The 25,996-nt window shown below is 73.4% G+C and carries 27 protein-coding genes; 15 read left to right on the plus strand and 12 right to left on the minus strand.

The features are described from left to right. Positions 1 to 23 precede the first annotated feature (23 nt). Entirely contained in the window at positions 24 to 1,145 is a 1,122-nt protein-coding gene (locus tag ACFVFQ_RS23780; RefSeq protein WP_383419308.1) for a PP2C family protein-serine/threonine phosphatase, read from the plus strand. Positions 1,146 to 1,163: 18 nt separating this feature from the next. Here ACFVFQ_RS23780 and ACFVFQ_RS23785 read toward each other — a convergent pair whose 3' ends face one another. Beyond that, positions 1,164 to 2,036: a tetratricopeptide repeat protein gene (locus ACFVFQ_RS23785; RefSeq protein WP_383419310.1), complete on the minus strand. Its 873-nt coding sequence runs from the start codon at positions 2,034 to 2,036 to the stop codon at positions 1,164 to 1,166. 17 nt (positions 2,037 to 2,053) lie between these two features. After that, entirely contained in the window at positions 2,054 to 3,070 is a 1,017-nt protein-coding gene (locus ACFVFQ_RS23790; protein ID WP_383419312.1) for a GNAT family N-acetyltransferase, read from the minus strand. Positions 3,071 to 3,212: 142 nt separating this feature from the next. On the opposite strand from ACFVFQ_RS23790, the gene fdxA reads away from it, so the two are divergent. Further along, complete coding sequence (fdxA, locus tag ACFVFQ_RS23795; RefSeq protein WP_016573354.1) at positions 3,213 to 3,539, plus strand: ferredoxin; 327 nt, start codon at positions 3,213 to 3,215, stop codon at positions 3,537 to 3,539. A 206-nt stretch (positions 3,540 to 3,745) separates the two neighbouring features. After that, positions 3,746 to 4,888, plus strand: a complete 1,143-nt coding sequence (gene dapC, locus ACFVFQ_RS23800; protein ID WP_383419315.1) for a succinyldiaminopimelate transaminase — start codon at positions 3,746 to 3,748, stop codon at positions 4,886 to 4,888. Between the two features lie 88 nt (positions 4,889 to 4,976). Here the strand turns inward: dapC and ACFVFQ_RS23805 are convergent, their stop codons facing one another. Both ACFVFQ_RS23805 and ACFVFQ_RS23810 read right to left on the minus strand, forming a co-directional pair. Beyond that, a complete protein-coding gene (locus tag ACFVFQ_RS23805; RefSeq protein WP_383419317.1) occupies positions 4,977 to 5,417 on the minus strand; it encodes an ATP-binding protein in 441 nt (146 codons plus the stop codon). A 307-nt stretch (positions 5,418 to 5,724) separates the two neighbouring features. Continuing rightward, complete coding sequence (locus tag ACFVFQ_RS23810) at positions 5,725 to 6,660, minus strand: heavy metal transporter (RefSeq protein ID WP_383419319.1); 936 nt, start codon at positions 6,658 to 6,660, stop codon at positions 5,725 to 5,727. Positions 6,661 to 6,701: 41 nt separating this feature from the next. Here ACFVFQ_RS23810 and dapE point away from each other — a divergent pair, with 41 nt between their 5' ends. Both dapE and ACFVFQ_RS23820 read left to right on the plus strand, forming a co-directional pair. Beyond that, the gene (gene dapE / locus ACFVFQ_RS23815) at positions 6,702 to 7,802 is read left to right on the plus strand and encodes a succinyl-diaminopimelate desuccinylase (RefSeq protein WP_383419322.1); all 1,101 of its coding nucleotides are present in this window, start codon (positions 6,702 to 6,704) and stop codon (positions 7,800 to 7,802) included. A 153-nt stretch (positions 7,803 to 7,955) separates the two neighbouring features. Beyond that, a complete protein-coding gene (locus ACFVFQ_RS23820; RefSeq protein ID WP_274913485.1) occupies positions 7,956 to 8,708 on the plus strand; it encodes a TIGR00730 family Rossman fold protein in 753 nt (250 codons plus the stop codon). Between the two features lie 190 nt (positions 8,709 to 8,898). On the opposite strand, the gene folP is transcribed toward ACFVFQ_RS23820, so the two are convergent. Further along, on the minus strand, positions 8,899 to 9,759 hold the full coding sequence (folP, locus tag ACFVFQ_RS23825; protein WP_383419324.1) for a dihydropteroate synthase: 861 nt from the start codon (positions 9,757 to 9,759) through the stop codon (positions 8,899 to 8,901). A gap of 94 nt (positions 9,760 to 9,853) precedes the next feature. On the opposite strand from folP, the gene ACFVFQ_RS23830 reads away from it, so the two are divergent. Further along, positions 9,854 to 10,345 carry a DivIVA domain-containing protein gene (locus tag ACFVFQ_RS23830; protein WP_383419326.1) on the plus strand — a complete coding sequence of 164 codons (492 nt, stop codon included), beginning with the start codon at positions 9,854 to 9,856 and terminating at the stop codon, positions 10,343 to 10,345. Continuing rightward, positions 10,342 to 10,947 (plus strand): DNA-3-methyladenine glycosylase I, encoded by a 606-nt coding sequence (locus ACFVFQ_RS23835; RefSeq protein WP_383419328.1) that lies wholly within the window; start codon positions 10,342 to 10,344, stop codon positions 10,945 to 10,947. The genes ACFVFQ_RS23830 and ACFVFQ_RS23835 overlap by 4 nt, the downstream gene beginning before the upstream one ends. A 42-nt stretch (positions 10,948 to 10,989) precedes the next feature. Here the strand turns inward: ACFVFQ_RS23835 and ACFVFQ_RS23840 are convergent, their stop codons facing one another. Next, positions 10,990 to 11,790, minus strand: coding sequence for an enoyl-CoA hydratase/isomerase family protein (locus tag ACFVFQ_RS23840; RefSeq protein WP_383419330.1), 801 nt, complete (start codon positions 11,788 to 11,790; stop codon positions 10,990 to 10,992). Between the two features lie 326 nt (positions 11,791 to 12,116). Here ACFVFQ_RS23840 and ACFVFQ_RS23845 point away from each other — a divergent pair, with 326 nt between their 5' ends. Beyond that, the gene (locus ACFVFQ_RS23845; protein WP_003985072.1) at positions 12,117 to 12,284 is read left to right on the plus strand and encodes a DUF3117 domain-containing protein; all 168 of its coding nucleotides are present in this window, start codon (positions 12,117 to 12,119) and stop codon (positions 12,282 to 12,284) included. 168 nt (positions 12,285 to 12,452) lie between these two features. Here the strand turns inward: ACFVFQ_RS23845 and ACFVFQ_RS23850 are convergent, their stop codons facing one another. Further along, positions 12,453 to 13,136, minus strand: a complete 684-nt coding sequence (locus ACFVFQ_RS23850; RefSeq protein WP_383419333.1) for an O-methyltransferase — start codon at positions 13,134 to 13,136, stop codon at positions 12,453 to 12,455. A 299-nt stretch (positions 13,137 to 13,435) separates the two neighbouring features. On the opposite strand from ACFVFQ_RS23850, the gene sigE reads away from it, so the two are divergent. From sigE to ACFVFQ_RS23875, 5 genes are all read left to right on the plus strand, one after another. After that, positions 13,436 to 14,134 carry an RNA polymerase sigma factor SigE gene (sigE, locus tag ACFVFQ_RS23855; protein WP_383419335.1) on the plus strand — a complete coding sequence of 233 codons (699 nt, stop codon included), beginning with the start codon at positions 13,436 to 13,438 and terminating at the stop codon, positions 14,132 to 14,134. Further along, positions 14,131 to 15,075: a zf-HC2 domain-containing protein gene (locus ACFVFQ_RS23860; RefSeq protein ID WP_383419336.1), complete on the plus strand. Its 945-nt coding sequence runs from the start codon at positions 14,131 to 14,133 to the stop codon at positions 15,073 to 15,075. Before sigE ends, ACFVFQ_RS23860 begins: the two co-directional genes overlap by 4 nt. Positions 15,076 to 15,219: 144 nt before the next feature. After that, on the plus strand, positions 15,220 to 17,460 hold the full coding sequence (locus ACFVFQ_RS23865; protein ID WP_383419338.1) for a trypsin-like peptidase domain-containing protein: 2,241 nt from the start codon (positions 15,220 to 15,222) through the stop codon (positions 17,458 to 17,460). A 116-nt stretch (positions 17,461 to 17,576) separates the two neighbouring features. Continuing rightward, the gene (locus ACFVFQ_RS23870; RefSeq protein ID WP_383419341.1) at positions 17,577 to 18,062 is read left to right on the plus strand and encodes a sec-independent translocase; all 486 of its coding nucleotides are present in this window, start codon (positions 17,577 to 17,579) and stop codon (positions 18,060 to 18,062) included. Positions 18,063 to 18,179: 117 nt separating this feature from the next. Then, on the plus strand, positions 18,180 to 18,836 hold the full coding sequence (locus ACFVFQ_RS23875; protein ID WP_383419343.1) for a hypothetical protein: 657 nt from the start codon (positions 18,180 to 18,182) through the stop codon (positions 18,834 to 18,836). A 137-nt stretch (positions 18,837 to 18,973) separates the two neighbouring features. On the opposite strand, the gene ACFVFQ_RS23880 is transcribed toward ACFVFQ_RS23875, so the two are convergent. The 3 genes from ACFVFQ_RS23880 to ACFVFQ_RS23890 form a co-directional block, all read right to left on the minus strand. Beyond that, on the minus strand, positions 18,974 to 20,140 hold the full coding sequence (locus ACFVFQ_RS23880) for an Mrp/NBP35 family ATP-binding protein (RefSeq protein ID WP_383419345.1): 1,167 nt from the start codon (positions 20,138 to 20,140) through the stop codon (positions 18,974 to 18,976). A gap of 98 nt (positions 20,141 to 20,238) precedes the next feature. Then, the gene (locus tag ACFVFQ_RS23885) at positions 20,239 to 20,850 is read right to left on the minus strand and encodes a DUF1003 domain-containing protein (RefSeq protein ID WP_383419347.1); all 612 of its coding nucleotides are present in this window, start codon (positions 20,848 to 20,850) and stop codon (positions 20,239 to 20,241) included. After that, positions 20,840 to 22,147 carry a magnesium transporter MgtE N-terminal domain-containing protein gene (locus ACFVFQ_RS23890; protein ID WP_383419350.1) on the minus strand — a complete coding sequence of 436 codons (1,308 nt, stop codon included), beginning with the start codon at positions 22,145 to 22,147 and terminating at the stop codon, positions 20,840 to 20,842. Before ACFVFQ_RS23890 ends, ACFVFQ_RS23885 begins: the two co-directional genes overlap by 11 nt. Positions 22,148 to 22,363: 216 nt before the next feature. Between ACFVFQ_RS23890 and ACFVFQ_RS23895 the strand changes: the two genes are divergently transcribed. Then, positions 22,364 to 23,125, plus strand: coding sequence for a hypothetical protein (locus tag ACFVFQ_RS23895; RefSeq protein WP_383419352.1), 762 nt, complete (start codon positions 22,364 to 22,366; stop codon positions 23,123 to 23,125). Positions 23,126 to 23,143: 18 nt separating this feature from the next. Here the strand turns inward: ACFVFQ_RS23895 and ACFVFQ_RS23900 are convergent, their stop codons facing one another. Next, positions 23,144 to 23,707, minus strand: coding sequence for a hypothetical protein (locus tag ACFVFQ_RS23900; RefSeq protein ID WP_383419354.1), 564 nt, complete (start codon positions 23,705 to 23,707; stop codon positions 23,144 to 23,146). Positions 23,708 to 23,751: 44 nt separating this feature from the next. Next, positions 23,752 to 24,876: a magnesium and cobalt transport protein CorA gene (locus ACFVFQ_RS23905; protein ID WP_383419356.1), complete on the minus strand. Its 1,125-nt coding sequence runs from the start codon at positions 24,874 to 24,876 to the stop codon at positions 23,752 to 23,754. A gap of 517 nt (positions 24,877 to 25,393) precedes the next feature. On the opposite strand from ACFVFQ_RS23905, the gene ACFVFQ_RS23910 reads away from it, so the two are divergent. Further along, a complete protein-coding gene (locus tag ACFVFQ_RS23910) occupies positions 25,394 to 25,996 on the plus strand; it encodes a suppressor of fused domain protein (RefSeq protein WP_383419358.1) in 603 nt (200 codons plus the stop codon).

The raw sequence follows: 25,996 nt of genomic DNA on the forward strand, positions 1-25,996 counted from the left end.
ACGTCCCGCAGGCTTGAAGTGTCATGCCAGCCCACCGCCCCGCCGAGGACGGCGTTCTCGCCCCCGTGCTGCTGATCCTCGCCATCGTGGTCGTCGCGACGGTCGACGCCACGACCGGCCCGGAGCTGCACATCTCCGCGTTCATGGGCATCGCCCCGTTGATCGCCGCGCTGCGCTGCTCCTACCACCGGACGCTGCTGGTGGCGGTCGTCTACGTCGTCTGCCTCACCTACGTCGATCTGTTGACGGTGCCCGACTGGGCCCCGGCCAGCCGCGTCGTCGGCGTCTTCGGGGCGTTCCTGGTGGGCGTCTTCTCGCTGGTGCTGTGCCGCACCCGGCTGGAGCGCGAGGCGTTGCACGCCCGCACCAGCCTGGTCGCCGACACCGTGCAGCGGGCGATGCTGCGCGAACTGCCGCTGCGCGCCGGCGCCCTGGAGGCGTACGGCTTCTATGTCTCGGCCCAGGAGGGCGCCCGGGTCGGCGGCGACATCTACGACGCCGTCGACACCCCGCACGGGATGCGGCTGCTGATCGGCGACGTCCAGGGCAAGGGCATGCCGGCGATCGGCGCGGGCCTGGAGGTGCTGGCGTCGTTCCGCGAGGCGGCCCAGTACCAGGAGTCGCTGGAGGGCGTGGCGGGCCGGATGGAGCAGGCGCTGACCCGCTACAACGCCCGCTCCGCGCAGGAGGGCACCGACGAGCGCTTCGTCACCGCGCTGCTGTTGGAGCTCCGCGCCCCCGGCCGGGCCCGCGTCCTGTCCTGCGGCCACATCCCGTACTACCTGGTGCGAAACGGCCGCGTCCACGAGCGCTTCGACGGCGAGGGCGGGCTCCCGTTGGGGCTGGCCGGGCTGAGCCGCGAGTCCCGCCGGAGCGCCCTGATCAGCCCGCAGCCGCGCGACTGGGCGGTGTTGTGCACGGACGGTGTCACCGAGGCCCGCAGCGGCGACGGCCACTTCTACCCGTTGGCCGAGCGGATCGCCGCCTGGGTGGAACTGGAGCCCGCCGACCTGGCCCGCACGCTCCGCGCCGACCTGGAGCACTTCACCGGCGGCGACCTGAAGGACGACGCCACGCTGTTGATCGTCCGCCGCGTCCCCGCGGACGAGGCCCCGGCGGCGCCGGCCCGGTCCGCGACGGCCTGACCGCGCGCCGCCGGCCCGTCAGTTGAGCCGGGCCCGGGCCGCCGCCGCTTCCTGCCGCAGCGTGATCGCGGCCGCCGGCTGGACCGGCTCCAGCACCTGCGCGTACTCCTCCAACTCGGCCGCCCCGGCCAGGAATTCGCCCCGCTGCACCAGGAGCCGGGCGCGCTCGTGGCGCAGCCGCGCCGGATGGCTCGGCAGCAGCAACAACAGGTCCAGCGCCCACAGATGGACCGCGCTGTGCTCCGGGCGGGCCTGCGCCCAGGCCCGGATGTTGTTGAGGATCCGCTGGACGATCTCCAACGGGCCGGCCGGCGCGAGCATCCCCGGCGTCAGCGCCTCGCCGGTCGCCCCCGCGACGAGCATCGCCGCGTCCTGGTCGGTGAGCAGCCGCCCGCCCTCGAACGGGTCGGCCAGCACGTGCCGCCCGGCCGGATCCCCGAGCCCGACGATGAAGTGGCCCGGCAGCGCCACCCCGTAGACCGGCGCCCCGGCCCGCCGGGCGACCTCCATCCAGACCACCGACAGCAGGATCGGCAGGCCGTGCCGCCGCCGCACCACCTCGTGCAGCAGCGACGAAGCGAGCCGCCGGTAGTCGCTGGACGAGCCCCGGAACCCGTGCCGGGTGCCCAGCAGTTCGGCGAGGTTGCGGGCCCAGGCGCCGGGGCCGCCGGCCGGGGCGTAGGGCAGCGCGCCGGCCAGCCGGTCGAGTTCGATCTGCGCCGCGTCGATGCCGGCCTCGTCCAGGGACGGGTCGGCCTCGGCGCTGATCAGCAGGCACAGCAGGGCGAGGTCGGGCCGCTCCTCGCGGGCCGCGGCCGCGAACTGCCGCCGCCGCATCTCGCGCGCCGCATCCCGCTCCGGCTCCCCGCCGCACTCCGCTCGCTCACCCATACCGGACGGATACCTCCTCAGGCCCCGGTCGCGCCGTCGGCCGGGCCGCGCCGGTAGTGATAGCCGTGGTGCTCGGTGAACCCGAGCCCGTCGTACAGCGCCAGCGCGCCCGCGTTGTCCGCCTCGACCTGGAGGTACGCCGCGGAGGCGCCCTCGGCCAGGGCCCGCTCGGCGAGCGCCGCCATCACCAGTTTCGCCAGCCCCCGGCGCCGCCGCGCGGGAGCGGTCTCCACCGCCGCGAAGCCCGCCCAGCGCCCGTCGACGACCAGCCGACCGATCGCCTCGGTGCCCCCGTCCGGCGCCGGCGCCCGCGCGAACCACACCGACGGGCCGCCGGCCAGCACCGCCAGCGCGTCCGCGGTGGGCGTCCCGGTCCGGTTGTACAGGCCCAGCCAGTCGGCGTCCGGCTGCCGGGAGAGCAGCACCCGGGAGGTGTCCGCGCCGGTGTCCGCCAGCGGCGCCAGGGCCGCGGTCCGCACCGAGGTGTGCGCCTCGTCGCGCCAGCCACGGGCGGCGAGTTCGCCGGCCAGGCGCTCCTCGGCGTCGGCCCGTTGGGTGGCGACGGTGAACAGGGCGGGCAGCCCGCGCTCGGCATACCACCGGGTGACCCGGGCCAGCGCCTCGTCCAACGGGACACCGGGGTCACCGAGCGGCAGGACGGAATTGGCGCGCCGGGTGAAGCCTCCGGAAGCGCGCAGCGTCCACTCCCCGAGAAGCTCTGTCTCAATGGCCGGCCAGCCACGGGCCGCGACCTCCTGGAGCTCGCGCACCGAGGCCGCCGGACCCCTCCTCCGGGCCGGCGCCGCGGGCACTACCTTGCCCGCCACCAGCGAAGACTCGTCGATCCGCACACACTCGCCGCTGCGTCGTGTGATGCTCAGCACACCGTCGTCCCATGATGTGAGAACGCCGACCGCGTCCGTGAACGCCCCAGCCCCCGCGCCGGCCCCGGTCAGACGCCGGACGGATACCCTTTTGCCCACGTCAGCATGGGTGATGCGGACTGCAGCGCGACCGCCGGCAAGGAATTCCATCGCTCTCTAACCGCCCCTCTTGTTCGTCTCGTGCCCGGGAACGGAGATACTAGGTGGCGGGCATCGACGACGCCGCGCTCCCGCGCGCCCAGCGGCGGTACCGCCGATCGGTCCGCCGGCCCTACCGAGGAGGAACGACAGCGTGACCTACGTCATCGCGCAGCCTTGTGTCGACGTCAAGGACAAGGCATGCATCGAGGAGTGCCCCGTCGACTGCATCTACGAGGGCTCTCGGTCCTTGTACATCCACCCGGACGAATGCGTCGACTGTGGTGCCTGTGAGCCGGTCTGCCCGGTCGAGGCGATCTTCTACGAGGACGACACCCCGGAGGAGTGGAAGGACTACTACAAGGCGAACGTGGAGTTCTTCGACGAGCTCGGCTCCCCGGGTGGTGCCAGCAAGCTCGGCCTGATCGAGCGCGACCACCCGTTCATCGCCGCGCTGCCGCCGCAGAACCAGGACCACTGATCCACACCGCCCGGAGGGGCGGAGGGGAGCCGGCCCGCTCTCCCGCACCTCCGAGGCAGCCGGGGGCAGCCCCGGCGTGAGCTGGGGAAGGCCGCACGGCGCCGCCCGGTCCCGTACGGCCACGCCGTACGGGACCGAGGCGTTTTCGCGTCCCGGCGTTCCCCGGCGCCACCCCGCGAGCGGGCCCGTACGAGAAAGAGAGCACCGTGGGCGCAGTCTCCCCCCGCCAGTCGCTTCGCCAGCGTCTTCCCGTCTTCCCCTGGGACCGCCTGGAGCCCTACAAGGCGACCGCCGCCGGGCACGCCGACGGCATCGTCGACCTCTCCGTCGGCACCCCGGTCGACCCGGTGCCCGCGCTGGTCCAGCAGGCGCTCACCGACGCCGCCAACAGCCCCGGTTACCCGACGGTGTGGGGCACCCCCGCGCTCCGGGACGCGCTCACCGGCTGGGCCGCCGACCGCCTCGGCGCCCCCGACCTCGCCCACCCCAACGTGCTCCCGGTCGTCGGCTCCAAGGAACTCGTCGCCTGGCTGCCGACCCAACTGGGCCTCGGCCCGGGCGACAAGGTGGCCTACCCGCGGCTGGCCTACCCCACCTACGAGGTCGGCGCCCGCCTGGCCGGCGCCGAGCCGGTCACCTACGACGCTGAGACATTTGCGGCTTCCGCCGCGGGGACGGCGCTCGACCCGGCCGGCCTGAAGCTGCTCTGGCTCAACTCCCCGTCCAACCCCACCGGTCGGGTGCTCACCGTCGACGAGCTGCGCCGCGCCGTCGCCTGGGCCCGCGAGCACGGCGTGCTGGTCGTCAGCGACGAGTGCTACCTCGAACTGGGCTGGGACGCCGAGCCGGTCTCCGTCCTGCACCCGGACGTCTGCGGCGGCTCCTACGAGGGCCTCGTCGCCGTCCACTCGCTCTCCAAGCGCTCCAACCTCGCCGGCTACCGCTCGGCGTTCCTGCTCGGCGACTCCGCGGTCCTCGGCGACCTGCTCCAGATCCGCAAGCACAGCGGCATGATGATGGCCGCGCCGGTCCAGGCCGCCACTGTCGCGGCGCTCGGCGACACCGCCCACGTCGCCGAGCAGCGCGAGCGCTACGCCCGCCGCCGGGCCGCGCTGCGCACCGCCTTCGAGGCCGCGGGTTTCCGCATCGAGCACAGCGAGGCGTCGCTCTACCTCTGGGCGACCCGCGACGAGCCCTGCTGGGACACCGTCGGCGACCTCGCCAAGCGCGGCATCCTGGTCGCCCCCGGCGAGTTCTACGGCGCCGCGGGCGAGCGCTTCGTCCGGATCGCCTTCACCGCCACCGACGAGCGGGTGGCGGCCGCGGTGCGCCGGCTGTCCGGGAGTTGAGCCGGTGACGCGCTGAACGCGCGGGGGCCCGGGGAGGCGTTCTCCCCGGGCCCCCGCGTCGTCGCGCGGCGTGTGGTGGAACGATTGCTCACCGGCCGCCGAGCGGCAGCCCGCCGAGCAGGCCGGCGGCCGGCTTGAGCAGGCCCTTGGCCGCCTCGGCGGCGATCGCGTCGGTCGAGATCCCGTTCTTCAGGACCGGGCGGGCCGTGTCCGCCGCCTTGTGGGCGGCGTCCTGGGTGAGCGGGGCGGCCTGTTCGACGACCGGGCCCAGGGTCTTCACCAGCGCCGGCGCGAGGGTGCGCGCGGCCTGGTTGCCCGCCTCGTTGACCACGGCGACGCCGGTCCGGGCGGTGTTGTCCAGGGTCTTGCTGGTGTTCGCGGAGTCCAGCGTGCTCAGTCCGCCCAGCTCGTTGCCCTTGGGCGGCAGGTCCACGGCGTTCGCGGATCCGGCCGCAGTGACCACGGGAGCGGCGCCCGCTGCGACCAGCAGGGCGGCTCGGGCGATCCGACGCGTAACGGGGAGGGACATGGTGCTCCTTTTACGGAGAAGGACTCGTACTTCTGACAGATGTGCCATGTCCGCCGGGCGGACGGACGCCCTGATTACCGCGTCAGGTGCCCGAAGGTTGCGGTGAACCCCGGTAAAGAATTGGCAACGTGTCACATAATCCGCCCTCGTTAAAGAGCGGCAATATGCACGCGTGCCGATGCCGTGCGGAAACGTCACGGACCGTAAAACGCACGGGAATTGGCCGGGGATACGGCCGCGGTCAGGTGAAATTCCGTGCAGGGAAAGCGGATTGCCGGCCCGGCCCGCGCGGTGTGGCCCAACACCCCTACCGCGCGGTGGTGATCCGCACCGACTCCGCCGCACCGACGGGCGTCGCCGGGCCCTGCCAGCCCTTGCCCGAGTCGGCCGCCGTCCACGTCCGCCCGGCGTAGGAGATCCGCTCGATGTGCAGGTCGGTGGCGTGCGCCAGCGCCCAGTTCGCCAACTGCCAGCCGCGCTGCGTGGTATCGCCCTCGGCCGCCGTGCGGAACCCGTCCGGCTGCACCGGCACCGTCACGCTCCGCCCCGACGTCGCGGACCGCCCGCCGGCGCCCACCGCCCGCGGCAGCACCTCGGGCCCGAACTCCCGCACCAGCTTCTCCCGGACCTTCGCCGCGCCGTCCGGCCCCGGGCTGTCCACGGGGTGGCTCACCGTGCAGCTCAGCGCGTCCTCGCTGCGACCGGTCAGCGCCCCGGTGAGCAGCGTGGCATTCGCCTCGTGCTTGGCGTACGCCTGCGGATAGCCGCTGCGCTGCACCTTCTGCGCGGCGACGGTCAGCGGCAGCCGGGAATAGCCCGGCACCTTCGCCAAATGACGGTAGAACTCCCCGGACGCATAGACCGGGTCCATGATCTGTTTCACGGTGCCCCAGTCCTGGGACGGCCGCTGCTGGAAAAGCCCCACCGAATCCCGGTCGCCGAAATTGATGTTGCGCAGCCCGGACTCCTGCATCGCGGTCGCCAGCGCGATCGTCACCGCCCGCTCCGGCAGCCCGCGCGAGGCCGCCACAGCGGAGATCGTCGCGGCGTTCGCGGCCTGCTCGGGCGTGAGCTCGTAGGGGTCCCCACCACCCTGGACGCGCACCGTGCAGTGCGGCGCCCCGGGGCCACTGGTGAGGTACTGCACCAGGAGATACGCGACCACCCCGAGGAGGACGACAAAGGCCGCGGCGGTGCGCCACAGACGGGTGCGACGGGCGGGGGAAACGGGCTGGGCGGACACGCAGCACAACGTACCGGAGGGCTGCCGATAGGGTCGGCCCCATGGAGCGCTCTACTCACACCGGCCTTGACCTGTCGTTGGACGCCGCCGCGTTGACCGCCCGGCTCGTCGACTTCCCGTCCGTGAGCGGCACCGAGAAGGACCTCGCCGACGCCGTGGAAGACGCCCTGCGCGCCCTGCCGCACCTGACCGTCGACCGGTACGGCAACAACGTCGTCGCCCGCACCCAGCTCGGCCGGGCGGAGCGGGTGGTGCTCGCCGGGCACCTCGACACCGTGCCGATCGCCGACAACGTCCCCTCCCGTCTGGACGACCAGGGCGTCCTGTGGGGCTGCGGCACCTCCGACATGAAGTCCGGGGTCGCCGTCCAGCTCCGGGTGGCCGCCACCGTCCCCGCGCCCAATCGGGACCTCACCTTCGTCTTCTACGACAACGAGGAGGTCGCCGCGCACCTCAACGGCCTGGGCAAGGTCGCCAAGGCCCATCCCGACTGGCTGGCCGGCGACTTCGCCGTCCTCCTGGAGCCCACCGACGGCGAGGTGGAGGGCGGCTGCCAGGGCACCCTGCGGGTGCTGCTGCGCACCCGGGGGGAGCGCGCCCACTCCGCGCGCGCCTGGATGGGCGCCAATGCGGTGCACGCCGCCGCCCCGATCCTGGCGAAGCTGGCCGCCTACGAGCCGCGCCGCCCGGTCATCGACGGCCTGGAATACCGGGAGGGCCTCAACGCGGTCGGCATCCAGGGCGCGGTGGCCACCAACGTCATCCCGGACGAGTGCACCGTCACCGTCAACTACCGCTACGCGCCCGACCGCAGCCCCGAGGAGGCGGAGGCCCACGTCCGCGAGGTCTTCGCCGACTGCCCCGTGGACGAGTTCATCGTCGACGACCACTCCCCGGGGGCGCTGCCCGGGCTGTCGCACCCGGCGGCCGAGGCGTTCATGACCGCGGTCGGCGGCGCCGCGCGGCCCAAGTTCGGCTGGACCGACGTCTCCCGCTTCAGCGCCCTCGGCGTCCCGGCCGTCAACTACGGGCCCGGCAACCCGCTGCTGGCCCACAAGAAGGACGAGCGGGTCGAGGTCGACCACATCCTGCACTGCGAGGAGCGGCTGCGCGCCTGGCTGACCGACGGCCCGGCGGCCTGACGGACGCGGCAGGTCAGCGACTGATCAACGGGGTCGTCCGGGACCGGACGGCCCCGTTGCCGTCCGCCCGCATACCAGCCGAATTCCCCTCCGTGTCACACCGGCCGATCTACGCTGAAGTGGCAAACGATCTGTCAGCGGAGGGAGCACGTCATGGCCAACCCCGAGGGAGCGCCCGTCCCCGAGGAGCAGCGGCTGGGCCCCGTACTGCGCCGGCACGACCAGGTGCAGACCGGCACGACGACGGACCAGCGGCTGCTGGACTCCGAAGGTCCTTCCGAGTGGGTGCACACCGACCCCTGGCGCGTGATGCGGATCCAGTCGGAGTTCGTCGAGGGCTTCGGCGCGCTGGCCGAGCTGGGCCCGGCGGTGAGCGTCTTCGGCTCGGCCCGTACGCCGCGCGGCACGGCCGAGTACGAGGCCGGGGTGCGGATCGGCGCCGCGCTCGTGGCGGCCGGCTTCTCGGTGATCACCGGCGGTGGCCCGGGAGCCATGGAGGCTGCCAACAAGGGCGCCTTCGAGGCCGGCGGCACCTCCGTCGGGCTCGGCATCGAGCTCCCCTTCGAGCAGGGCATGAACCGGTATGTGAACCTCGGCGTCGACTTCCGCTACTTCTTCGTCCGGAAGACCTGCTTCGTGAAGTACGCCCGCGGGTTCGTCGTGCTCCCCGGTGGACTGGGCACCCTCGACGAGCTCTTCGAGGCGCTGACCCTCGTCCAGACCCGTAAGGTCACCCGCTTCCCGATCGTGCTGTTCGGCTCGGAGTACTGGGGCGGGCTGGTCTCCTGGCTGCGCGAGACCCTGGTCGCCCAGGGCAAGGCGTCGCCGCACGACCTGGAGCTGTTCCACCTCAGCGACGACGTGGACGAGGCGATCGCCCTGGTCACCAAGGAGGTCGGGATCTAGCGCCCGACTCATCGGGCCGGCCCCGGGGTTGAGGCAATGGGGCATCCCTGGGGCCGGGGCAGGCGGGCCCTCGCGGGAATACCGCCCGCCCCCGGCCCGTTGTGGCCCCGCAGGGGGCCCGGCCATCCCCTACGGGATCTGTTCCCACGCCCCCTAATGCGGCCCCCGAGCGCTCCCGGGGCGCGTCCCCTCAGGCCAGCCCGCGCCGGGCCACCGCCGGCTCCCGGTGGCCGGCGATCGAGGCCACCATGTCCAACACCTGCCGGGTCTCGGCGACTTCGTGGACGCGGTAGACCTGGGCGCCGAGCCAGGCGGAGACCGCGGTGGTCGCCAGGGTGCCCAACCCCCGTTCCTTGACCGGCTTGTCCAGCGTCTCGCCGACGAAGTCCTTGTTGGACAGCGACACCAGCACCGGCCACCCGGTCGCCACCATTTCCCCGAGCCGCCGGGTCGCCTCCAGGCTGTGCCGGGTGTTCTTCCCGAAGTCGTGCCCCGGGTCGATCAGGATCCCGTCCCGCCGCACGCCCAACTCCCGGGCCCGCTCGGCCAGTCCGAGCGTCACCGACAGCACGTCGGCCATCACGTCGTCGTACACCACCCGGTGCGGCCGGGTGCGCGGCTCGACGCCGCCCGCGTGGGTGCACACCAGGCCCACGTCGTACCGGGCGGCGACCTCGGCCAGTCGCGGATCGACCCCGCCCCAGGCGTCGTTGAGCAGATCCGCGCCGGCCTCGCACACCGCCTCGGCGACCTCGTGCCGCCAGGTGTCGACGCTGATCACCACGTCGGGGTGGCGGCGGCGCACCTCGGCGACGAACCCGACCGTGCGGCGGGCCTCCTCCTCGGCGTCGACCTCCTCGCCGGGGCCGGCCTTGACGCCGCCGATGTCGATGATCGCGGCGCCGTCGTCGATCGCCTGCGCCACGCGGTCCAGCGCCGGCTCGTCACGGAAGGTCGCCCCCTGGTCGTAGAAGGAGTCCGGCGTCCGGTTGACGATCGCCATGATCACCGGCTCATGCGCTCCGAACTCGCGTTTTCCCAGCCGCAGCATTGCCTGACTCCCTCTCCGTGGTCCGGCAGCGACCCTAACTGTCAGACCCGCATGGCACGATCGGTGCAGGCACTTGAAGTCCGGGGAGATGGTCGTGTTCTGGTTCATGCTGATCGCGATGGTCGTGGTGGTGGCCGCGGTCACGCTCGTCGTCGTGGGCGGGGGCGACGCCGGCGGCGAGGGGGGCGGGCTGCGCGACGCCGAGCCCACGGCGCTGTACGACCCGCTGCCCCAGGACCGCCCGCTGGCCCGGGCCGACGTGGAGGCCGTCCGGCTGCCGGTGGCCGTCCGCGGCTACCGCATGGACGACGTCGACGACGTGCTGGACCGCGTCGGCGCCGAGCTCGCCGAGCGGGACGCCCGGATCGCCGAGTTGGAGGCCGCGCTGGCCGGCGCCCATGCCGCGGCGATGGGCGGGCCGGGCCTCATAGAGGGCGCGCCGCCCGCGCCCACCGAGGAGCCCGGGCGGCCCGGGACCGACGAGGCGCCGGGCGGTGTGGCGAGGAGCGACGGACCGGAAGCCCCCGGCCGCGCGGAGCACGGAGACGGTCGCGCCGAGCGCGCGGAAGGGGAGGGACCGCAATGAGTGGAGTGGTGACGGCGCCGGACGGCGTCCCGCGCTGTCCGTGGGGGATGGAGTCGGAGCAGATGGCCGACTACCGCCTCTATCACGACACCGAGTGGGGTCGGCCGGTCCACGGCGACGACGCGCTCTTCGAGCGGATGAGCCTGGAGGCGTTCCAGTCCGGGCTGTCCTGGATCACCATCCTGCGGCGCCGCGAGGGGTTCCGGGCCGCGTTCGCCGGCTTCCGCATCGCCGAGGTGGCCCGCTTCACCGACGTGGACGCCGAGCGGCTCCTGGCCGACCAGGCCATCATCCGCAACCGCGCCAAGATCGCCGCAACGATCGCCAACGCCAAGGTCGCCGTCGAACTGGCCCCCGGCGAGCTCGACGCCCTGATCTGGTCCCACGCCCCGGCCCGCGCCGGCCGCCCGGTGCCGCACACCGTCGCCGAGGTGCAGCCGACGACGCCGGAGTCCACCGCACTCGCCAAGGACCTCAAGAAGCGCGGCTTCCGGTTCGTCGGCCCCACCACCGCCTACGCGATGATGCAGGCGTGCGGTCTGGTCAACGACCACCTCGCGGACTGCCATGTGCGCGCGGAGGTGGAGGCGGCGGCCGGCTGAGCGCCGGCCCGGCCCGCCGTCCACCGGGAGCGGCGGGCCCGGTCAGCGCCCGACGAAGACCGGCTTCTCCTTCTTGACGAACGCCTCCACCGCGCGGTGGTGGTCCTCCGAGGCCCCGGCCCGGACCTGGAGCTCGTCCTCCTTCTCCAGGGTCTCGGCGAGCGAGTGCCCGGCGCCGTAGGCCAGCGACTCCTTGAGCGCGGCGTAGGCGGCGGTCGGCCCCTCGGCCAGTCGGCGGGCCACCGCGGCGGCCTGGGCCGCCAGTTCGTCGGCGGGCACCACCTTGTTGGCGATGCCCAGTTCGTACGCCTCCTGGGCGGGGACCGAGCGCGGGAAGAGCAGCAGGTCGGCGGCGCGGCCGTGGCCGATCAGCCGCGGCAGCGTCCAGGACATCCCGGAGTCCGCGGTCAGCGCCACGCCCGCGAACGAGGTGTTGAAGGAGGCGGTGTCGGCGACGACGCGGTAGTCGGCGGCCAGCGCGAAGCCGGCGCCGGCGCCCGCGGCGACGCCGTTGACCCCGGCCACCACGGGCTTGGGCATCTCCGCCAGCGCCGTGACGATGGGGTTGTAGTGCTCCCGCACGGTGTTCATGGTGCGGGAGCCGCCGCTCTTGCGGTCCTCGGCCAGCAGCCCGATGTGCTCCTTGAGGTCCTGTCCGACGCAGAAGGCGCGCCCGGTGGCGGTGAGCAGCACCGCCCGCACCGCCGGGTCGCCGGCGGCCTCCGTGAGGGCGTCCCGGAGCGCGACCTTTGCCTCCGTGTTCAGTGCGTTCATGGCGTCAGGGCGGTTGAGGGTGACCGTCGCCAGTCCCTCGGTCACGTCGTAGAGCACGGTGTCGGCCATAGTGGGAAAGTCCCCTCCGTCGTGGCTCGGTGCTGCCCGGCAACGGCAGCCAGCGCTCAGGATGCCGGAGATCATCCGCCCCCGACATGTGACGTACGTCAAAGAATGCGGGTGCGCTGGGTGGTGAAGAGCGGCGAAGTATCGCAGCCCGCTCCCCGAATTGGGTGGGTTTGCGGGAGCGCGTTGCCAAAGGGATGCCCCCTGATGTTGGTCATCGGGTCGTTCGATGCGGGATAATGGCCTAGAAGCAATGTGTTCGACGCCGGTGACACGCGCCTATCAAGGCCGTCGGCTGAGATGAGCTGGTTTCAGGAAGGGGAACGAGCATGGCGGCCATGAAGCCGCGGACGGGCGACGGCCCGCTCGAGGTGACCAAGGAGGGGCGGGGCATCGTCATGCGCGTTCCGCTCGAAGGCGGCGGTCGACTCGTCGTCGAGCTGACCCCCGACGAGGCCAAGGCCCTGGGTGAGGCACTGGAGAAGGTCACCGTCTGACGCGGGCGGTACTACCGCTGCGGCTCTTCGGGACATCCCGGTAGCTCCAGCCGGACACCCCGGCCCCGGCACGCGGCGCGCCACGCTACGGCGCGCCGCGTGCCGGGGCCGTTTCGTATGCCGGAACGGCGCTTTGGCGGGTGCGCGGGCGGGCGTGCGGGTGGTCGGCTAGCCGCGCTTGACCGCGCAGAGCAGCCCGTCGCCGACCGGCAGCAGCGCCGGCACCAGCGTGGCGCTCTCCCGTATGGCCCGCAGCAGTTCACGGATCCGCAGCACCTCGTCCGGCTGTTCCGCCGAGTCGACCGTCCGGCCGTCGGCGAACACGCCCTGGAAGCAGACGAGTCCGCCGGACCGCAGCAGCCGCAACGATTCAGCGAGGTACTCCAGATACTCCATGGGGTCGCCGTCGCAGAAGACGAGGTCATAGCCGCCGTCCGCCAGGCGCGGCAGGACGTCCAGCGCCCGGCCGGGGATGAAGCGGGCGCGGTTGCCGGCGAAGCCCGCGGCGCGGAACGCCTGCTTGGCGAACGCCTGCCGCTCCGGTTCGAGGTCCACGGTGGTCAGCACGCCGTCGGGGCGCATGCCGTGCAGGAGGTAGATGCCGGACACCCCCGTGCCGGTGCCGATCTCGGCGACCGCCTTGGCGTCCGCGGTGGCGGCGAGCAGCCGCAGGGCGGCGCCGGCGCCGGCGGTCACGGTGCGGACGCCGACCTCACGGGCGCGGTCGCGGCACCAGAGCAGGGCGGTGTGGGCGGCGTCGTCGAGGGTTCCGGCGCCGTACGCCTCGGCGAATGCCAAGCTCGTCTGCCGGTTGCCGGTAATGGCCCTCTCCTGTCCCCGTAGTTGACGCAACCGTGACTGTATCCGCTGCGCGCGGGAACCCGCAGATGGGACCGGGCGTTAGGAGAGGGCAGGGGGAAGGACGGGGGGACGCACCGGTGGATACCGCGCAAGAGGCCGGGCGAGAGCCGCGGCAGGACGAGAAGCCACACCAAATGCTGGTCAAAACTGCTTATCCGGAGCTAACGGGCGAGGTGGATATGGTAGGGGCTCTACTGGACACCACCAGAGCCACCAGGGGAGGTGCGGCTGCGGCGGGTGACCGAAGGGTGCGCAGGCGCTTGCGACGGTCGTTCGCCGGGCCGAAATCCGTGACCAACACCGCTGACCGTTTCCGCCCTCACGGCCCCAAGGCCAGGGGAGGGGCCCCCATCGCCGACGCGCCCACCGCGACCTTCGCCGCCGACGCGGACGCGCAGGCGTGGTCTCCGCCCACCTGGGAGGAGATCGTCAGCACCCACAGTGCCCGGGTGTACCGCCTCGCCTACCGCCTCAGCGGCAATCAGCACGACGCCGAGGACCTCACGCAGGAGGTGTTCGTCCGCGTCTTCCGCTCGCTGTCGTCGTACACCCCCGGCACCTTCGAGGGCTGGCTGCACCGCATCACGACCAACCTCTTCCTGGACATGGTCCGTCGCCGTCAGCGCATCCGCTTCGACGCGCTGGGCGACGACGCCGCCGAGAAGCTCCCCAGTCGTGAGCCGGCGCCGCAGCAGCAGTTCGACGACACCCACTTCGACGCGGACGTGCAGCACGCGCTGGACACCCTCGCGCCGGAGTTCCGGGCCGCCGTGGTGCTCTGCGACATCGAGGGCCTGTCGTACGAGGAGATCGCCGCGACCCTCGGCGTCAAGTTGGGCACGGTCCGCAGCCGGATCCACCGGGGCCGCTCCCATCTGCGCAAGGCGCTCAAGCACCGTTCGCCCGAGGCCCGGGCGGAGGAGCGTGAGGAGCGCGACGAGCGGCGTGCCCTGGCCGTGGTGCCCAGTAGGGAGGTCGGAATCGCGTGAGCGGCAGTGGCGGTCCGTCCCCCGCCGAGCAGCATCTCGGCGACCGCCTGGCAGCCCTGGTCGACGGTGAACTGGGGCACGACGCACGAGAACGGGTGCTGGCGCACCTGGCGACGTGCGGGAAGTGCAAGGCGGAGGCCGATGCGCAGCGTCGGCTGAAAAACGTGTTCGCGCAGGCGTTGTCCCCCGGGCCCTCCGAGGGGCTGCTGGCGCGCCTTCAGCAGTTGCCCGGCGGCGAGCCGGGCGGTCCGGGCAGCCGGCTCGGCAACGGCACCTTCGGCCGGGGCGAATTCGCCCGCGGCGACGGCGCGTTCGGCTATGTCCCGTCGGAGCGGCACCTCGGTCCCGCGATGGCGGCCGTCCCCCCGCAGCCCCGGGCCCGCGGCTTCCGGGTGCACGAGCCGGAGCGCGGCATCCCGCAGCGGCGCCGGCTCGCGTTCGCGGCGGCCGGCGCGGTCTCGCTGGCGGCGTTCGCGCTCGGCGGCGCCCTCCCGTTGGAGGCGGCCGTCGACGCCCCGGGCCCGCGCGCCGAGGGCAACGGCACCGCCGTCACCCCGCTCAACGCCAACCCCGCGGCCGGGGCCGTGCCGCTCCTCGGCGGCGAGGGGCCGCTGGCCACGGACGAGCCCCGGCCCGGTTCCTGGCCCTCCGCCAGCGATCCGACGGGCGCCCCCGCGCCCAGCCCGATGTCGCTGTTCGCGCCGTCCGAGGGCCATCCCACGGACGCCGTACCGGCGTTCAGCCCCCTGCCGGGCCGCTTCGGGCTCTCGCCGCTGATAGCCGCCACCGCTCCGCCGACGGAGAACCGCTTCGCCCGGCTCTCCGCCAGCGCCGAGGTCCCGATGCGCCACGCCCCGTCGCCGCTGCCGCCGTTGGAGCCGATGCGGCCGCTGCTCGGCTCCGACGGGGGCAGCAGCCAGGCGGCCTCCGGCCCGCACTGACCGGACCGCGCGCGTCACCGTCCGGAACTGGTTGAATCCCTTCTCGGGCGGCGCGTCCCTGCCCGGGGGCGCGTACCGCGGGGCCCGTCGTCGGACGGGCCGCAGGTGGCCGCGCAGGGGCGCGGGCGAAGTGTTGGGGAGAGCATGGACGACGCGAAGGGCGCCGGGCCCAAGCCGAAGTGGTGGAGCCGGCCGGGACCGGTTCCGGGGCCGGGACAGCCCGCCGGGGGCGAGGCCGGGGAGCCGACGACCGGCGCCACCGGCGGGGAGGCGTCGGGCGATTGGGTCGTCGGTCCGCCGCGACCCGCGACGGCGCCCAGGGTGGCGGGGCCGGCGACGGACGCGCCCCCGCCGGCCGAGGCTGCCCGGGAGGCCCGCGATGCCCAGAGTTCGCCGGGACCCGTCGATGTCGCCCAGGCTGCCGGTGGCGCCGATGCCGTCGATACCGCCAAGGGTGCCGAAGTGGCCGGAGCCGGCGGGGAGTTGACGGGCCCCGTGGGGGAGATACCCGGATCGGCTCCCGTAGGGGAGAGCGATGTGTCGAACCCTCCGGGCGAGCGGGAGCGGGTAACGGGCGACGCGACCGAGGACCGCCCGACCGAGGACCGCTCGGCCGAGGTGAGCCTGGCCAAGGACCGTCCAGCCGACGGTCGTTCGTCCAAGACCGGCGCCGCCACCCCCGAGCACCCCGCCGCGACCATGGTGCTCGGCGCGGTGCCCGCCCACGTCCCCGAGCAGCGCGGGCCGGCCCAGGGCGCCGAGCCCGCGGCCGACGCCCCCCGCCCTGACCCGCGCACCGCGCCCGCGGCCGATTCCCCGGCGCCGCCCACCGGTGCCGCCCATGCGGTCGACGCCCAGGTCGCCGGCGACGCCCCCCGTCAGCAGCCGCTGCACCCCGAGGACCCCTACGGGACGCCCCCGTACGGCGGCCCCGGACCGTGGGCGCCCGCGCCGCTCGTCCAGCGGCCGACGGCGACGCCGGCGCACGGCACCGTGGTGCCCAACGGGGCGGCGCCGGCCCCCGCTGCCCCGCGCGAGTCCGAACTCCCGCCCGCGGCAGGGGCCGTGGGGCCGGAGCCGGCGTACGCCCCCGGAGCGGCCGCCGAGCCCGCCGCCGGCGGCTTCGTCCCGCACCCCGGCGACGGCGGCCCCCGCCCCGCGCCCCCGACTGCGCCCGGCGCGTGGCAGCACTACGACCCCTGGAGCGCGCCCCGTCCCGGTGGCCCGATGGCGGCACCGGGTGCCCCGGATCCACGGGCGCCGCGGCGGCGCGGCCGGCGGGCCCGACTGATGGCCGCCGCCGTGGTGTTGGCGCTGCTCGCCGGCGGCGTCGGCGGGGTGGCCGGCGCGTACATCGAGCGGTACGGGGGCCTCGACGACCTCAAGCTGCCGCAGGCGGCGGGGGACGCGGGCGGCCGCAGCCCGGAGAGCGTCGCGGGGATCGCCAGGGCGGCGCTGCCCGGCGTGGTCACCCTGCACGTCCGCGGCAACGCCGAACAGGGCACCGGCACCGGCTTCGTGCTCGACCGGCAGGGACACATCCTCACCAACAACCACGTCGTCGAGCCGGCCGGGACCGGCGGCGAGATATCGGTGACGTTCAGCGGCGGACAGACCGCGAAGGCCAAGGTCATCGGGCGGGACGGCGGCTACGACCTCGCCGTGGTGCAGGTCCGGGGCGTCACCGGGCTGCACCCGCTCGCCCTCGGCGACTCCGACGCGGCGCAGGTCGGCGACCCGGTGGTGGCCATCGGCGCGCCCTACGACCTCGCCAACACCGTGACGTCCGGGATCATCAGCGCCAAGCAGCGCCCGATCACCGCCGGCGGCAAGAAGCCCGACGGCAGCGATGTGTCGTACGTCGACGCACTACAGACCGACGCCCCCATCAACCCGGGCAATTCGGGCGGCCCGTTGGTGGACGCCAAGGCCCGGGTGATCGGGATCAACAGCGCGATCCGGGCGGCCGACAGCGGCACCGGCGGGCTGGACGGCGGCGGCCAGGGCGGCAGCATCGGACTGGGCTTCGCCATACCGATCAACCAGGCCAGGCGCGTCGCCGAGGAGCTGGTCAACACCGGCCGGGCCACCCACCCGGTGCTCGGGGTCACGCTGGCGATGGAGTACGCCGGCGACGGCGCCCGGGTCAGCGAGGACGGCAAGGGTGGTGCGCCGGCGGTCACCCCCGGCGGCCCCGGCGCCAAGGCCGGCCTGCAGTCCGGCGACGTGATCACCGAGGTGGACGGGGCGCCGGTGCACAGCGGCGAGGAACTGATCATCAAGGTCCGCAGCCACCGGCCCGGCGACGTGCTGACGCTGACGGTCCAGCGGGGCGACGCGCAGCGGTCCGTCCGGCTGACACTGGGTTCCGCCACCCAGGGTTGATCGTTTGTACGGTGTTGGGGCGGGCGACTCCCGCCCGACGCCGGGGGCCAGGTACCGTGAGAGGCGGCCTGGCCCAAAGGCCCCCGAAGGCCGCGGATAACCCAAGGAGCTGCAAGGTGTTCTTCGACATAGGACCCCTAGAGCTGATTGCGATCGTCATCCTCGCGGTGCTTCTGTTCGGGCCGGACAAGCTGCCCAAGCTCATCCAGGACGTGACCGGTTTCATCCGGAAGGTCCGGGAGTTCTCCGACAGCGCGAAGCAGGACATCCGCGACGAGCTCGGTCCGGAGTTCAAGGACTTCGAGTTCGAGGACCTCAAGCCGAAGAACTTCGTCCGCAAGCACGTCCTGGAGAAGGACGAGTACGGACTGAAGGAGCTCGCCGAGCTGCGCGAGGGCTTCGACCTGAAGAAGGAGATGACCGACGTCACCGACGCGGTCCGGGAGTCCACCGCGCCCCGCGCCGCGGCCGCCGCGGGTGGCTCCTCGGTGAACCTGTCGAAGGAGCCGTCGGCTGCCTCCGCCGGCCGCCCGGACATGTTCACCAAGAGCGCCGACGCCTCCCGCCGCGAGCCGCCGCCGTTCGACGCCGACGCGACCTGAGAATCTCGTATGCCCGGCTGTGTTGACGCCACTGGCTATGCTCCCGGTGTCCGGGGTGAGGTCGCCTGAGGGGGGCGGGCCGCCCACGACGCAGGGCAACGAGGAGGCTCCGCGCAGATGGAGACGACGAGTCGGACAGTCACCCATGAGGTGTCCGCCGATACCGGTCGGAAGGCCGACGGCTATCTGCTGGCCGCGTTCCCGTGGTACGGCCTCGATGAGGCGTTCACCGGGCCGCGGTGGTTGATGCAGGTCGGGATGGCCGCGGACGGCACCGTCGAGCACGGCGCGACCGGCCACGGCGCGGAGCCCAGCATAAAGGTCGAGAGCCAGGACGATGAGCGGTTCGCGGTGGTGGTGACGGTCGCCAGCCGGCCCGTACGGCGCAGCGCGGACGGCACCGGCGTACTGGAGGCCACCTCGGTTTCGACGGCGGCCTGGCTGGCCGGCTCCGGCCTCCTCGCCCACACCTGGCCGACGCAGATGGACCGCACGCTGCGCCAGGACTGGCTGGACCAGCAGACGATGCTGGCTTGGGAGTTGGCCGACGATCTCGGCGGGGACGGCTGGAGCGAGCTGATGCTCCCGGTGGACGGGGTGCCGACGCCGTTCTGCTACCGGGAGTCCGAGTACGGCTGGGTGCTCGCCGGGACGTCCGGCCAGGACGGTCCCGAGGGTGCCGACGGGGTGCACCTCGGCGCCTACGGGCGCGGGATGAGCGCGTACGGGCTGGGCTTCTCGGTGATCCAGGACCTGGGCGCCTACGAGGGCTGAGCGCCCGCGCGCTGGGGGGCGCGAGTCAGGCGCCGCGCGCCCTGCCGGGCGGCGCGCGCGGCGCAGACGAAAGGGCGGACCGTCGAGGGTCCGCCCTTTCTCGTGCCGTACGCGGCCGGGGTGCGGCCGCGCGCGGGTCAGAACTTGTTGCGCGGGGTGATCCCCAGCGACATGCCGGACAGGCCGCGCTGGCGGCCGCCCAACTTCCCGGCGATGGCGCGGATCGCGGAGCCGGCGGGGGAGTCGGGGTCGGTGAGCACCACCGGCTTGCCCTCGTCGCCGCCCTCGCGCAGCCGGACGTCGATCGGGATGGCGCCAAGGACCGGGACCTGCGCGCCGGTGGTCCGGGTCAGGCCCTCGGCGACCCGCTCGCCGCCGCCGGTGCCGAACACGTCGACCATCTCGTCGCAGTGCGGGCAGGGCAGCCCGGACATGTTCTCCACCACGCCGACGATCTTCTGGTGGGTCTGCACGGCGATCGAACCGGCCCGCTCGGCGACCTCGGCGGCGGCCTGCTGCGGGGTGGTGACGACCAGGATCTCGGCGTTGGGGACGAGCTGGGCCACGGAGATGGCGATGTCGCCGGTGCCGGGGGGCAGGTCCAGCAGCAGGACGTCGAGGTCGCCCCAGTAGACGTCGGCGAGGAACTGCTGGAGGGCGCGGTGCAGCATCGGGCCGCGCCAGACGACCGGGGCGTTGCCCGGGGTGAACATCCCGATCGAGATGACCTTCACGCCGTTCGCCGACGGGGGCATGATCATGTTCTCGACCTGGGTGGGTCGGCCGTCAGCGCCGAGCATCCGGGGTACCGAGTGGCCGTAGATGTCGGCGTCCACGACGCCGACCTTGAGGCCGTCGGCGGCCATCGCGGCGGCGAGGTTGACCGTCACCGAGGACTTGCCGACGCCGCCCTTGCCGGAGGCGACGGCGTAGACCCGGGTCAGCGAGCCGGGCTTGGCGAACGGGACCTCGCGCTCGGCGGTGCCGCCGCGCAGCGACGCCGCCAGCTCCCGCCGCTGCTCGTCGCTCATCACCTCCAGCTCGACCCCGGCGCGGGTGACGCCGGGCACCCGCTCCACGGCCTCGCGGACGCTGCTGATGATCGTCTCCCGCATTGGGCAACCGGAGACGGTGAGGTAGACCACGACCGCCACCGAGCCGTCCGCGGCGATCTCCACCGATTTGACCATCCCCAGTTCGGTGATGGGGCGGTGGATCTCGGGGTCGTTGACCGTCGCGAGCGCTTCGCGGATCGCGTCCTCGCTCGGCGCGGAGCCGTTGGGCTGGGGCGTGTCTGTTGCCATGCACAGATAGTACGGCTGCCCGAAGGGCGTCCCAAAGGGGTGGTGGTCGGGGAGACGGGGGTCCGTACGGCGGGTGAGGGGCCCTTCCGGAAAGGTCCTCAGCGGTCGCGTTCGTCACGCTCCGGGTGTGCGCCGTCGGATGTCTGCCGCGCCTCCAGTTCCCGCAGCAGCTCCTCCAGTTCGGAGCGCATCCAGTCGCGGGTGGCGACCTCGCCCAGGCCCAGGCGCAGTGCCGCGATCTCCCGGGTCAGGTACTCGGTGTCGGCGATGGAGCGCTCGTTCTGCTTGCGGTCCTGTTCGTGGGTGATCCGGTCGCGGTTGTCCTGGCGGTTCTGCGCCAGCAGGATCAGCGGCGCCGCGTAGGACGCCTGGAGGGAGAGGGCCAGGGTCAGGAAGATGAACGGGTAGTTGTCGAACCGCAGGTCGCCGGGGACGGTCACGTTCCAGCCGATCCACAGGATGATGGTGACCGTCATCCAGACGATGAAGCGGCCGGTCCCCAGGAAGCGGGCGATCTTCTCGGAGAGCCGTCCGAACGCCTCCGGGTCGTATTCGGGGAAGAACGTCCGGCGCGGCACCCGCGGTTGGTCCAGCCGCGCCCGCGGCCGGGGCTCCGGCCCCCGGTGCCGCTCCCCGGCGCCGCCCCGGCGCACCGCCGAGGCGCCGTGCAGCCGCCGCTCCCTGGCGTTCTCCCGGTCCTCAGCGCCCATCGGCACCCTCTCCGCGCGCCCGGACGGTGCCGTCGTGGGCCTGCGGGCGGCCGTGCAGTCCGGCCTCCCGCCAGTCGTCCGGCAGCAGGTGGTCCAGCACGTCGTCGACGGTGACCGCGCCCAGCAGCGCCCCGCCCTCGTCCACCACCGGCGCCGCGACCATGTTGTACGCGGCCAGGTAGCTGGTCACCTCGGGCAGCGGGGTGTCCGGCCTCAGCGCCGGCAGATCGGTGTCCACGATGAAGCTGACGAGGGTGAACGGCGGGTCGCGCAGCAGCCGTTGGAAGTGGACCAGGCCCAGGTACTTGCCGGTGGGCGTCTCGTCCGGCGGCCGGCAGACGTAGACCTGGGCGGCGAGCGCGGGGGAGAGGTCCGGGTCGCGCACCCGGGCCAGCGCGTCCGCGACGGTGGCGTCCGGGCGCAGCACGATCGGCTCGGTGGTCATCAGGCCGCCGGCGGTGCGCTCCTCGTAGGACATCAGCCGCCGGACGTCCGCGGCCTCCTCCGGGCGCATCAGGGTCAGCAGGCGCTCCTTCTCCTCCTCGGACAGTTCGGAGAGCAGGTCGGCGGCGTCGTCCGGGTCCATCGCCTCCAGGACGTCGGCGGCCCGCTCGTCCTTCAGCTTGCCGATGATCTCGACCTGGTCGACCTCGGGGAGCTCCTCCAGGACGTCGGCCAGCCGGTCGTCGTCGAGCGCCGCGGCGACCTCACCGCGGCGCTTGGGGGAGAGGTGGTGCAGCACGCCGGCCAGGTCGGCGGGGCGCAGCTGCTCGAAGGTGGCCAACAGGCTCTCCGCGCCCTGCCCGTGTTCCTCCAGGGTGAAGCCGGTCACCGCCGACCACTCGACGGTCAAGACCTCTCCCTTGCGGCGCAGCGGGCCGCCCTTGCCGCGTCGGACGAAGACCTTGTCGATCTCCCAGTCGCGGCGGGCCGGGAGTTGGGTGATGCCGATGTCGAGCACGGTGACCTCCTCGTCGGTCTCGACCATCCGCACCCGTCGGTCCAGCAGTTCGCCGAAGACCAGCGTCTCGGAGGCCCGCTGCTCGAAGCGCCGCATGTTGACCACGCCGGTGGTGACGATCTGGCCGGACTCGACGCCCGTCACCCGGGTCATCGGCACGAAGATCCGGCGTCGACTGACCACCTCGACGACCAGCCCCAGCAGCCGCGGCGGGCGGTCCCCGACCCGGAGCAGGACGACCAGGTCGCGCAGGCGGCCGACCTGGTCGCCGTTGGGGTCGAACACGGCCACGCCGGAGAGGTGGGAGACGAAGATCCGGGGAGTGACCACCGCCATGGAGAGCGCCGCCCTTCTCCCTTTCCGTCCTGATTGCTCCGTTGTTGATCAGAAAACAACGCCTTGATTCGGGTTCAGGCTAACCCGTCGGGGTGGGCCGTGCCCCGGCGGGAACGGCCGTATGGTGGCCGGCCGGAAGCGGCCCTACGGGCCGTCGACCCCCGGGTACGCTGCCGTGAGCTGTCGAGATCACCCGCATCAGGAGGCCGAGCCGACGTGAGCGCCATCCCCCCGGACACCACCCGCCGACCGCCGGCCGGACCCCGACGCCTCGGGCTGGTCGCGCGGGTGGCGGCGGCGTGCGCGGCGCTGACCGCGACGGTGGCCGGCTGCGCGGAGGACCCGGACGCCGGCACCAACGGCGTCGGCAAGCTGCCCGCCGCGCAGATCGCGGCCAAGGCGAAGGCGGCCGCCGCCAAGGCCGACAGCGTCCACCTCTCCGGAAAGGTCGTCAGCCAGGGCAGCACCTACACCCTGGACATGCGCCTGGCCGGGGACGGCGCCCGGGGCGAACTGTCCACCCAGGCCGCCTCGTTCCAGTTGCTGCGGGTCGGCAACGCGCTCTACCTGAAGGCCGATGCGTCGTTCTGGGCCGGGGAGAAGGCCGGCACGGGCGGCGGCAGCGCGGCCAAGCTGGGCGACAAGTACGTCAAGGTGCCCGCCGCCGACCCGGTCCACCGGCGCTTCAGCGGCTTCACCGACAAGGACACCCTGCTCGCCGGGTTGCTCGGGCTGCACGGCGAGTTGACGGCCGGCAACCGCGGGACGGTGGACGGGCACCGCACCGTCCAGGTGGCCGCCGGCGGAGGCGGCACCCTCGACGTCTCCCTGGAGGGCACCCCCTACCCGCTGCGACTCCAGCGCGCCGGCGGTGCGGGCGAGTTGAAGCTCTCCGACTGGGGCAAGGGCGTGGACCTCAAGGCCCCCGACAAGGAGCAGGTCGTCGACTACGGCCAGAAGATCGCCGGCGCCGGCTGACCGCCCGCGGCCGGGGCCTCAGCCCTTGCGGCCCCGGCGCAGCAGCTTCGGCAGCGCGGCCGGCACCGGCCGGCGGGTGAGCGCGGGCGAGGCCAGCGGCGGCTCGGCGCCCGAGTCGTCCGGCATCCGGCCCGGACGCTGCACCGTCTCGCCGGCCGGGACGAGCCGCAGCACCCGGCACTCCCGGGCCCAGCGCGTAACGAGCGTCTCGGAGTCCGGGGCGTTGAGCCGCTTGCCCTTCAGCTCCTCGACGGTGGCCCGCCACTCCTCACTGTCCGGCGCCAGTTCGCGGACCGCGGCCGGCCAGGCGACCAGCCGGCCGCCCTTGTCCTTGCTGCGCACGGTGACCGTCGCGGTGCCGCCGTCGGTGAGCCCCAGGCCGGCCAGCGGCTGCTCGGCCCCGACGCGTTCTCGCCCGGCGTCGTCGGCGGCGCCCACCAGGCAGAGGGCCCCGTCGTGCCAGACGTGCCACAGCGCCCGCGCCGGGCCGCTCGCCCCGCGCACCCAGACCAGGCCGGACTTCTTGGTGGCCTCTTCGATGAGGGCCTGATCCAGCAGGGTCTGCGACACCGTCTCCGTCATGGTCCGTAGCCTAATCGGCCGGCCGGAGGGGCGGCCCGCCGGCGCTACAGCCAGCCGTTGCGCTTGAACCCGCGGTGGATGCCCAGGCAGATGCCGACGGTGACCAGCAGCACCGTCGGGTAGCCGTACTTCCACTCCAGTTCCGGCATGTACTTGAAGTTCATGCCGTAGATGCCGGCGATCATCGTCGGGACGGCGAAGATCGCCGCCCAGGCGGTGATCTTGCGCATGTCCTCGTTCTGCGCCACGGCGGCCTGCGCGAGGTTGGCCTGGAGGATGGAGTTCAGCAGGTCGTCGAAGGAGAGCACCTGCTCGTTGACCCGGGCCAGGTGGTCGGCGACGTCCCGGAAGTACTTCTGGATGTCGCTGTCCACCAGCCGCATCGGCCGCTCGCTCAGCAGCTGCATCGGCCGCAGCAGCGGGGAGACCGCGCGCTTGAACTCCAGTACCTCGCGCTTGAGTTGGTAGATCCGCCCGGCGTCGCCGCCCTTCGCGGCCCCCTTGCCGCTGCCCTTCCCGGTGGTGCCGGAGCTGAAGACGTCGATCTCCACCTCGTCGATGTCGTCCTGCACCGCGCCGGCCACCGCCATGTACCCGTCCACGACCTGGTCGGCGACGGCGTGCAGTACCGCGGACGGGCCCTTGGCCAGCCGCTCCGGGTCCTCCTGGAGGCGGTGCCGCAGCGCGCGCAACGAGCCCTGGCCGCCGTGCCGGACGGTGACGATGAAGTTCGGGCCGGTGAAGCACATCACCTCGCCGGTCTCCACCACCTCGCTGGTCGAGGTCAACTCGGCGTGCTCGACGTAGTGGACGGTCTTGAAGACGGTGAACAGGGTGTCGTCGTAGCGCTCCAGCTTGGGTCGCTGGTGGGCGTGGACGGCGTCCTCCACGGCGAGCGGGTGCAGCCCGAACTCCCGGGCGATGCCGGCGAATTCGGCCTCGGTCGGCTCGTGCAGGCCGATCCAGACGAAGCCGCCCTCGTCGCGGACGCCGGCGATCGCCTCGGCCGGGGCGGGGTGTCCGGCCACCCGCTGGCCGTCGCGGTAGACGCCGCAGTCGACGACGGCGCTGTTGGGGCAGGCCGCGGCGGCGGAGGTGCCGCGGTAGGGGGATTCGTCGCGGCGCCGGGCGGGGCGGACGGCGGCACGCAGGTCGCGGATCATCGACATGGCAGGCTCCTTCGGGCCGGCCGCCAGCGGCGAACGCAGGCGCAACGCGGCCCGGAACGAGGACGTACGCGGCGACAAGCAGCCATACGTCCGCAAAGCGGGCGGCGCTCGGTGCGGTGCTACCGACGGCAGTTCGCTGACATCACGGAAGCTAAGAGTCGAGGGCGCTCTTCCGTCATCTGCGTCCGGAGCAAAGGAACTTCAGGCGTTTCGCCGCTGTGCGGCGGGGTACGGAAGCTCTCGGATCAGAAGGCTCGCCCGGCGAGCGGGAGGACGGGAGAACTATCGGTACTGCACGGTCGACTCGGATCCACCGCAGCCCCACCTCCTCCGGCCGGTCCCCGTTGGGGGACGTTCGTCATTCCCTGACCAGACGGCAAGGCTATCAGCCACCCGAAGCGCTGTGACGCCCCTTTGCCCGTTCCATAACGAACCGCTCCCCGGCGTGTGACGGGGGTCTCCCCGGCGGCCGTTGGGCGGCGCGGCCGGCCCCGGGCCCGGCGCCTATGCTCGCCGCATGTCTGACGTTCTTGAGTTGGTCGAGGCCCGGTTGCGCACGGCGTTGGGCGAACCGGACGCGCGCGCCGCCATCACCTTCCTCGGCACCGACCGCATCGAGGTGCTGCGCTTCGTCGACGGCGACGTGCTCCGCTACGCCACGCTCGGGATGTCCGCCCAACCCATGAACGATCCGGCGGCGGTACTGGCCGACCCGCACCGCGGCCCCCGGGCCGAACTCCTGCTCTCGGTGCGCGGCGGCCACGCGGACACCGACAAGGTCCTCCGCCCGCTCGCCGTCCTCGCCGCGTCACCGCAGGTCGAGGGCGTGATCGTGGCCCCCGGGGCGTCGCTGGACGTGGGTGAACCGCTGTGGCCGGGGGCGCCGTTCACCTCGGTCCTGGTGGGCGCGGCCGGCGGCCTCGTCGAGGACCTGGAGCTGGGGGAGGCGGGGCCGCACGGCGCGGCGCTGGACCCGGTGCGGTTCCTGCCGCTGCTGCCGATGACGCCCAACGAGGCCGCCTGGAAGCGGGTGCACGGCGCCGAGGCGCTGCAGGCCCGCTGGCTGGAGCGGGGCACCGATCTGCGCGACCCGCTGCGCGCTGGCGTGGCCCTGGACTGA

Source organism: Streptomyces sp. NPDC057743 (assembly GCF_042798755.1).
GTDB lineage: Bacteria > Actinomycetota > Actinomycetes > Streptomycetales > Streptomycetaceae > Streptomyces.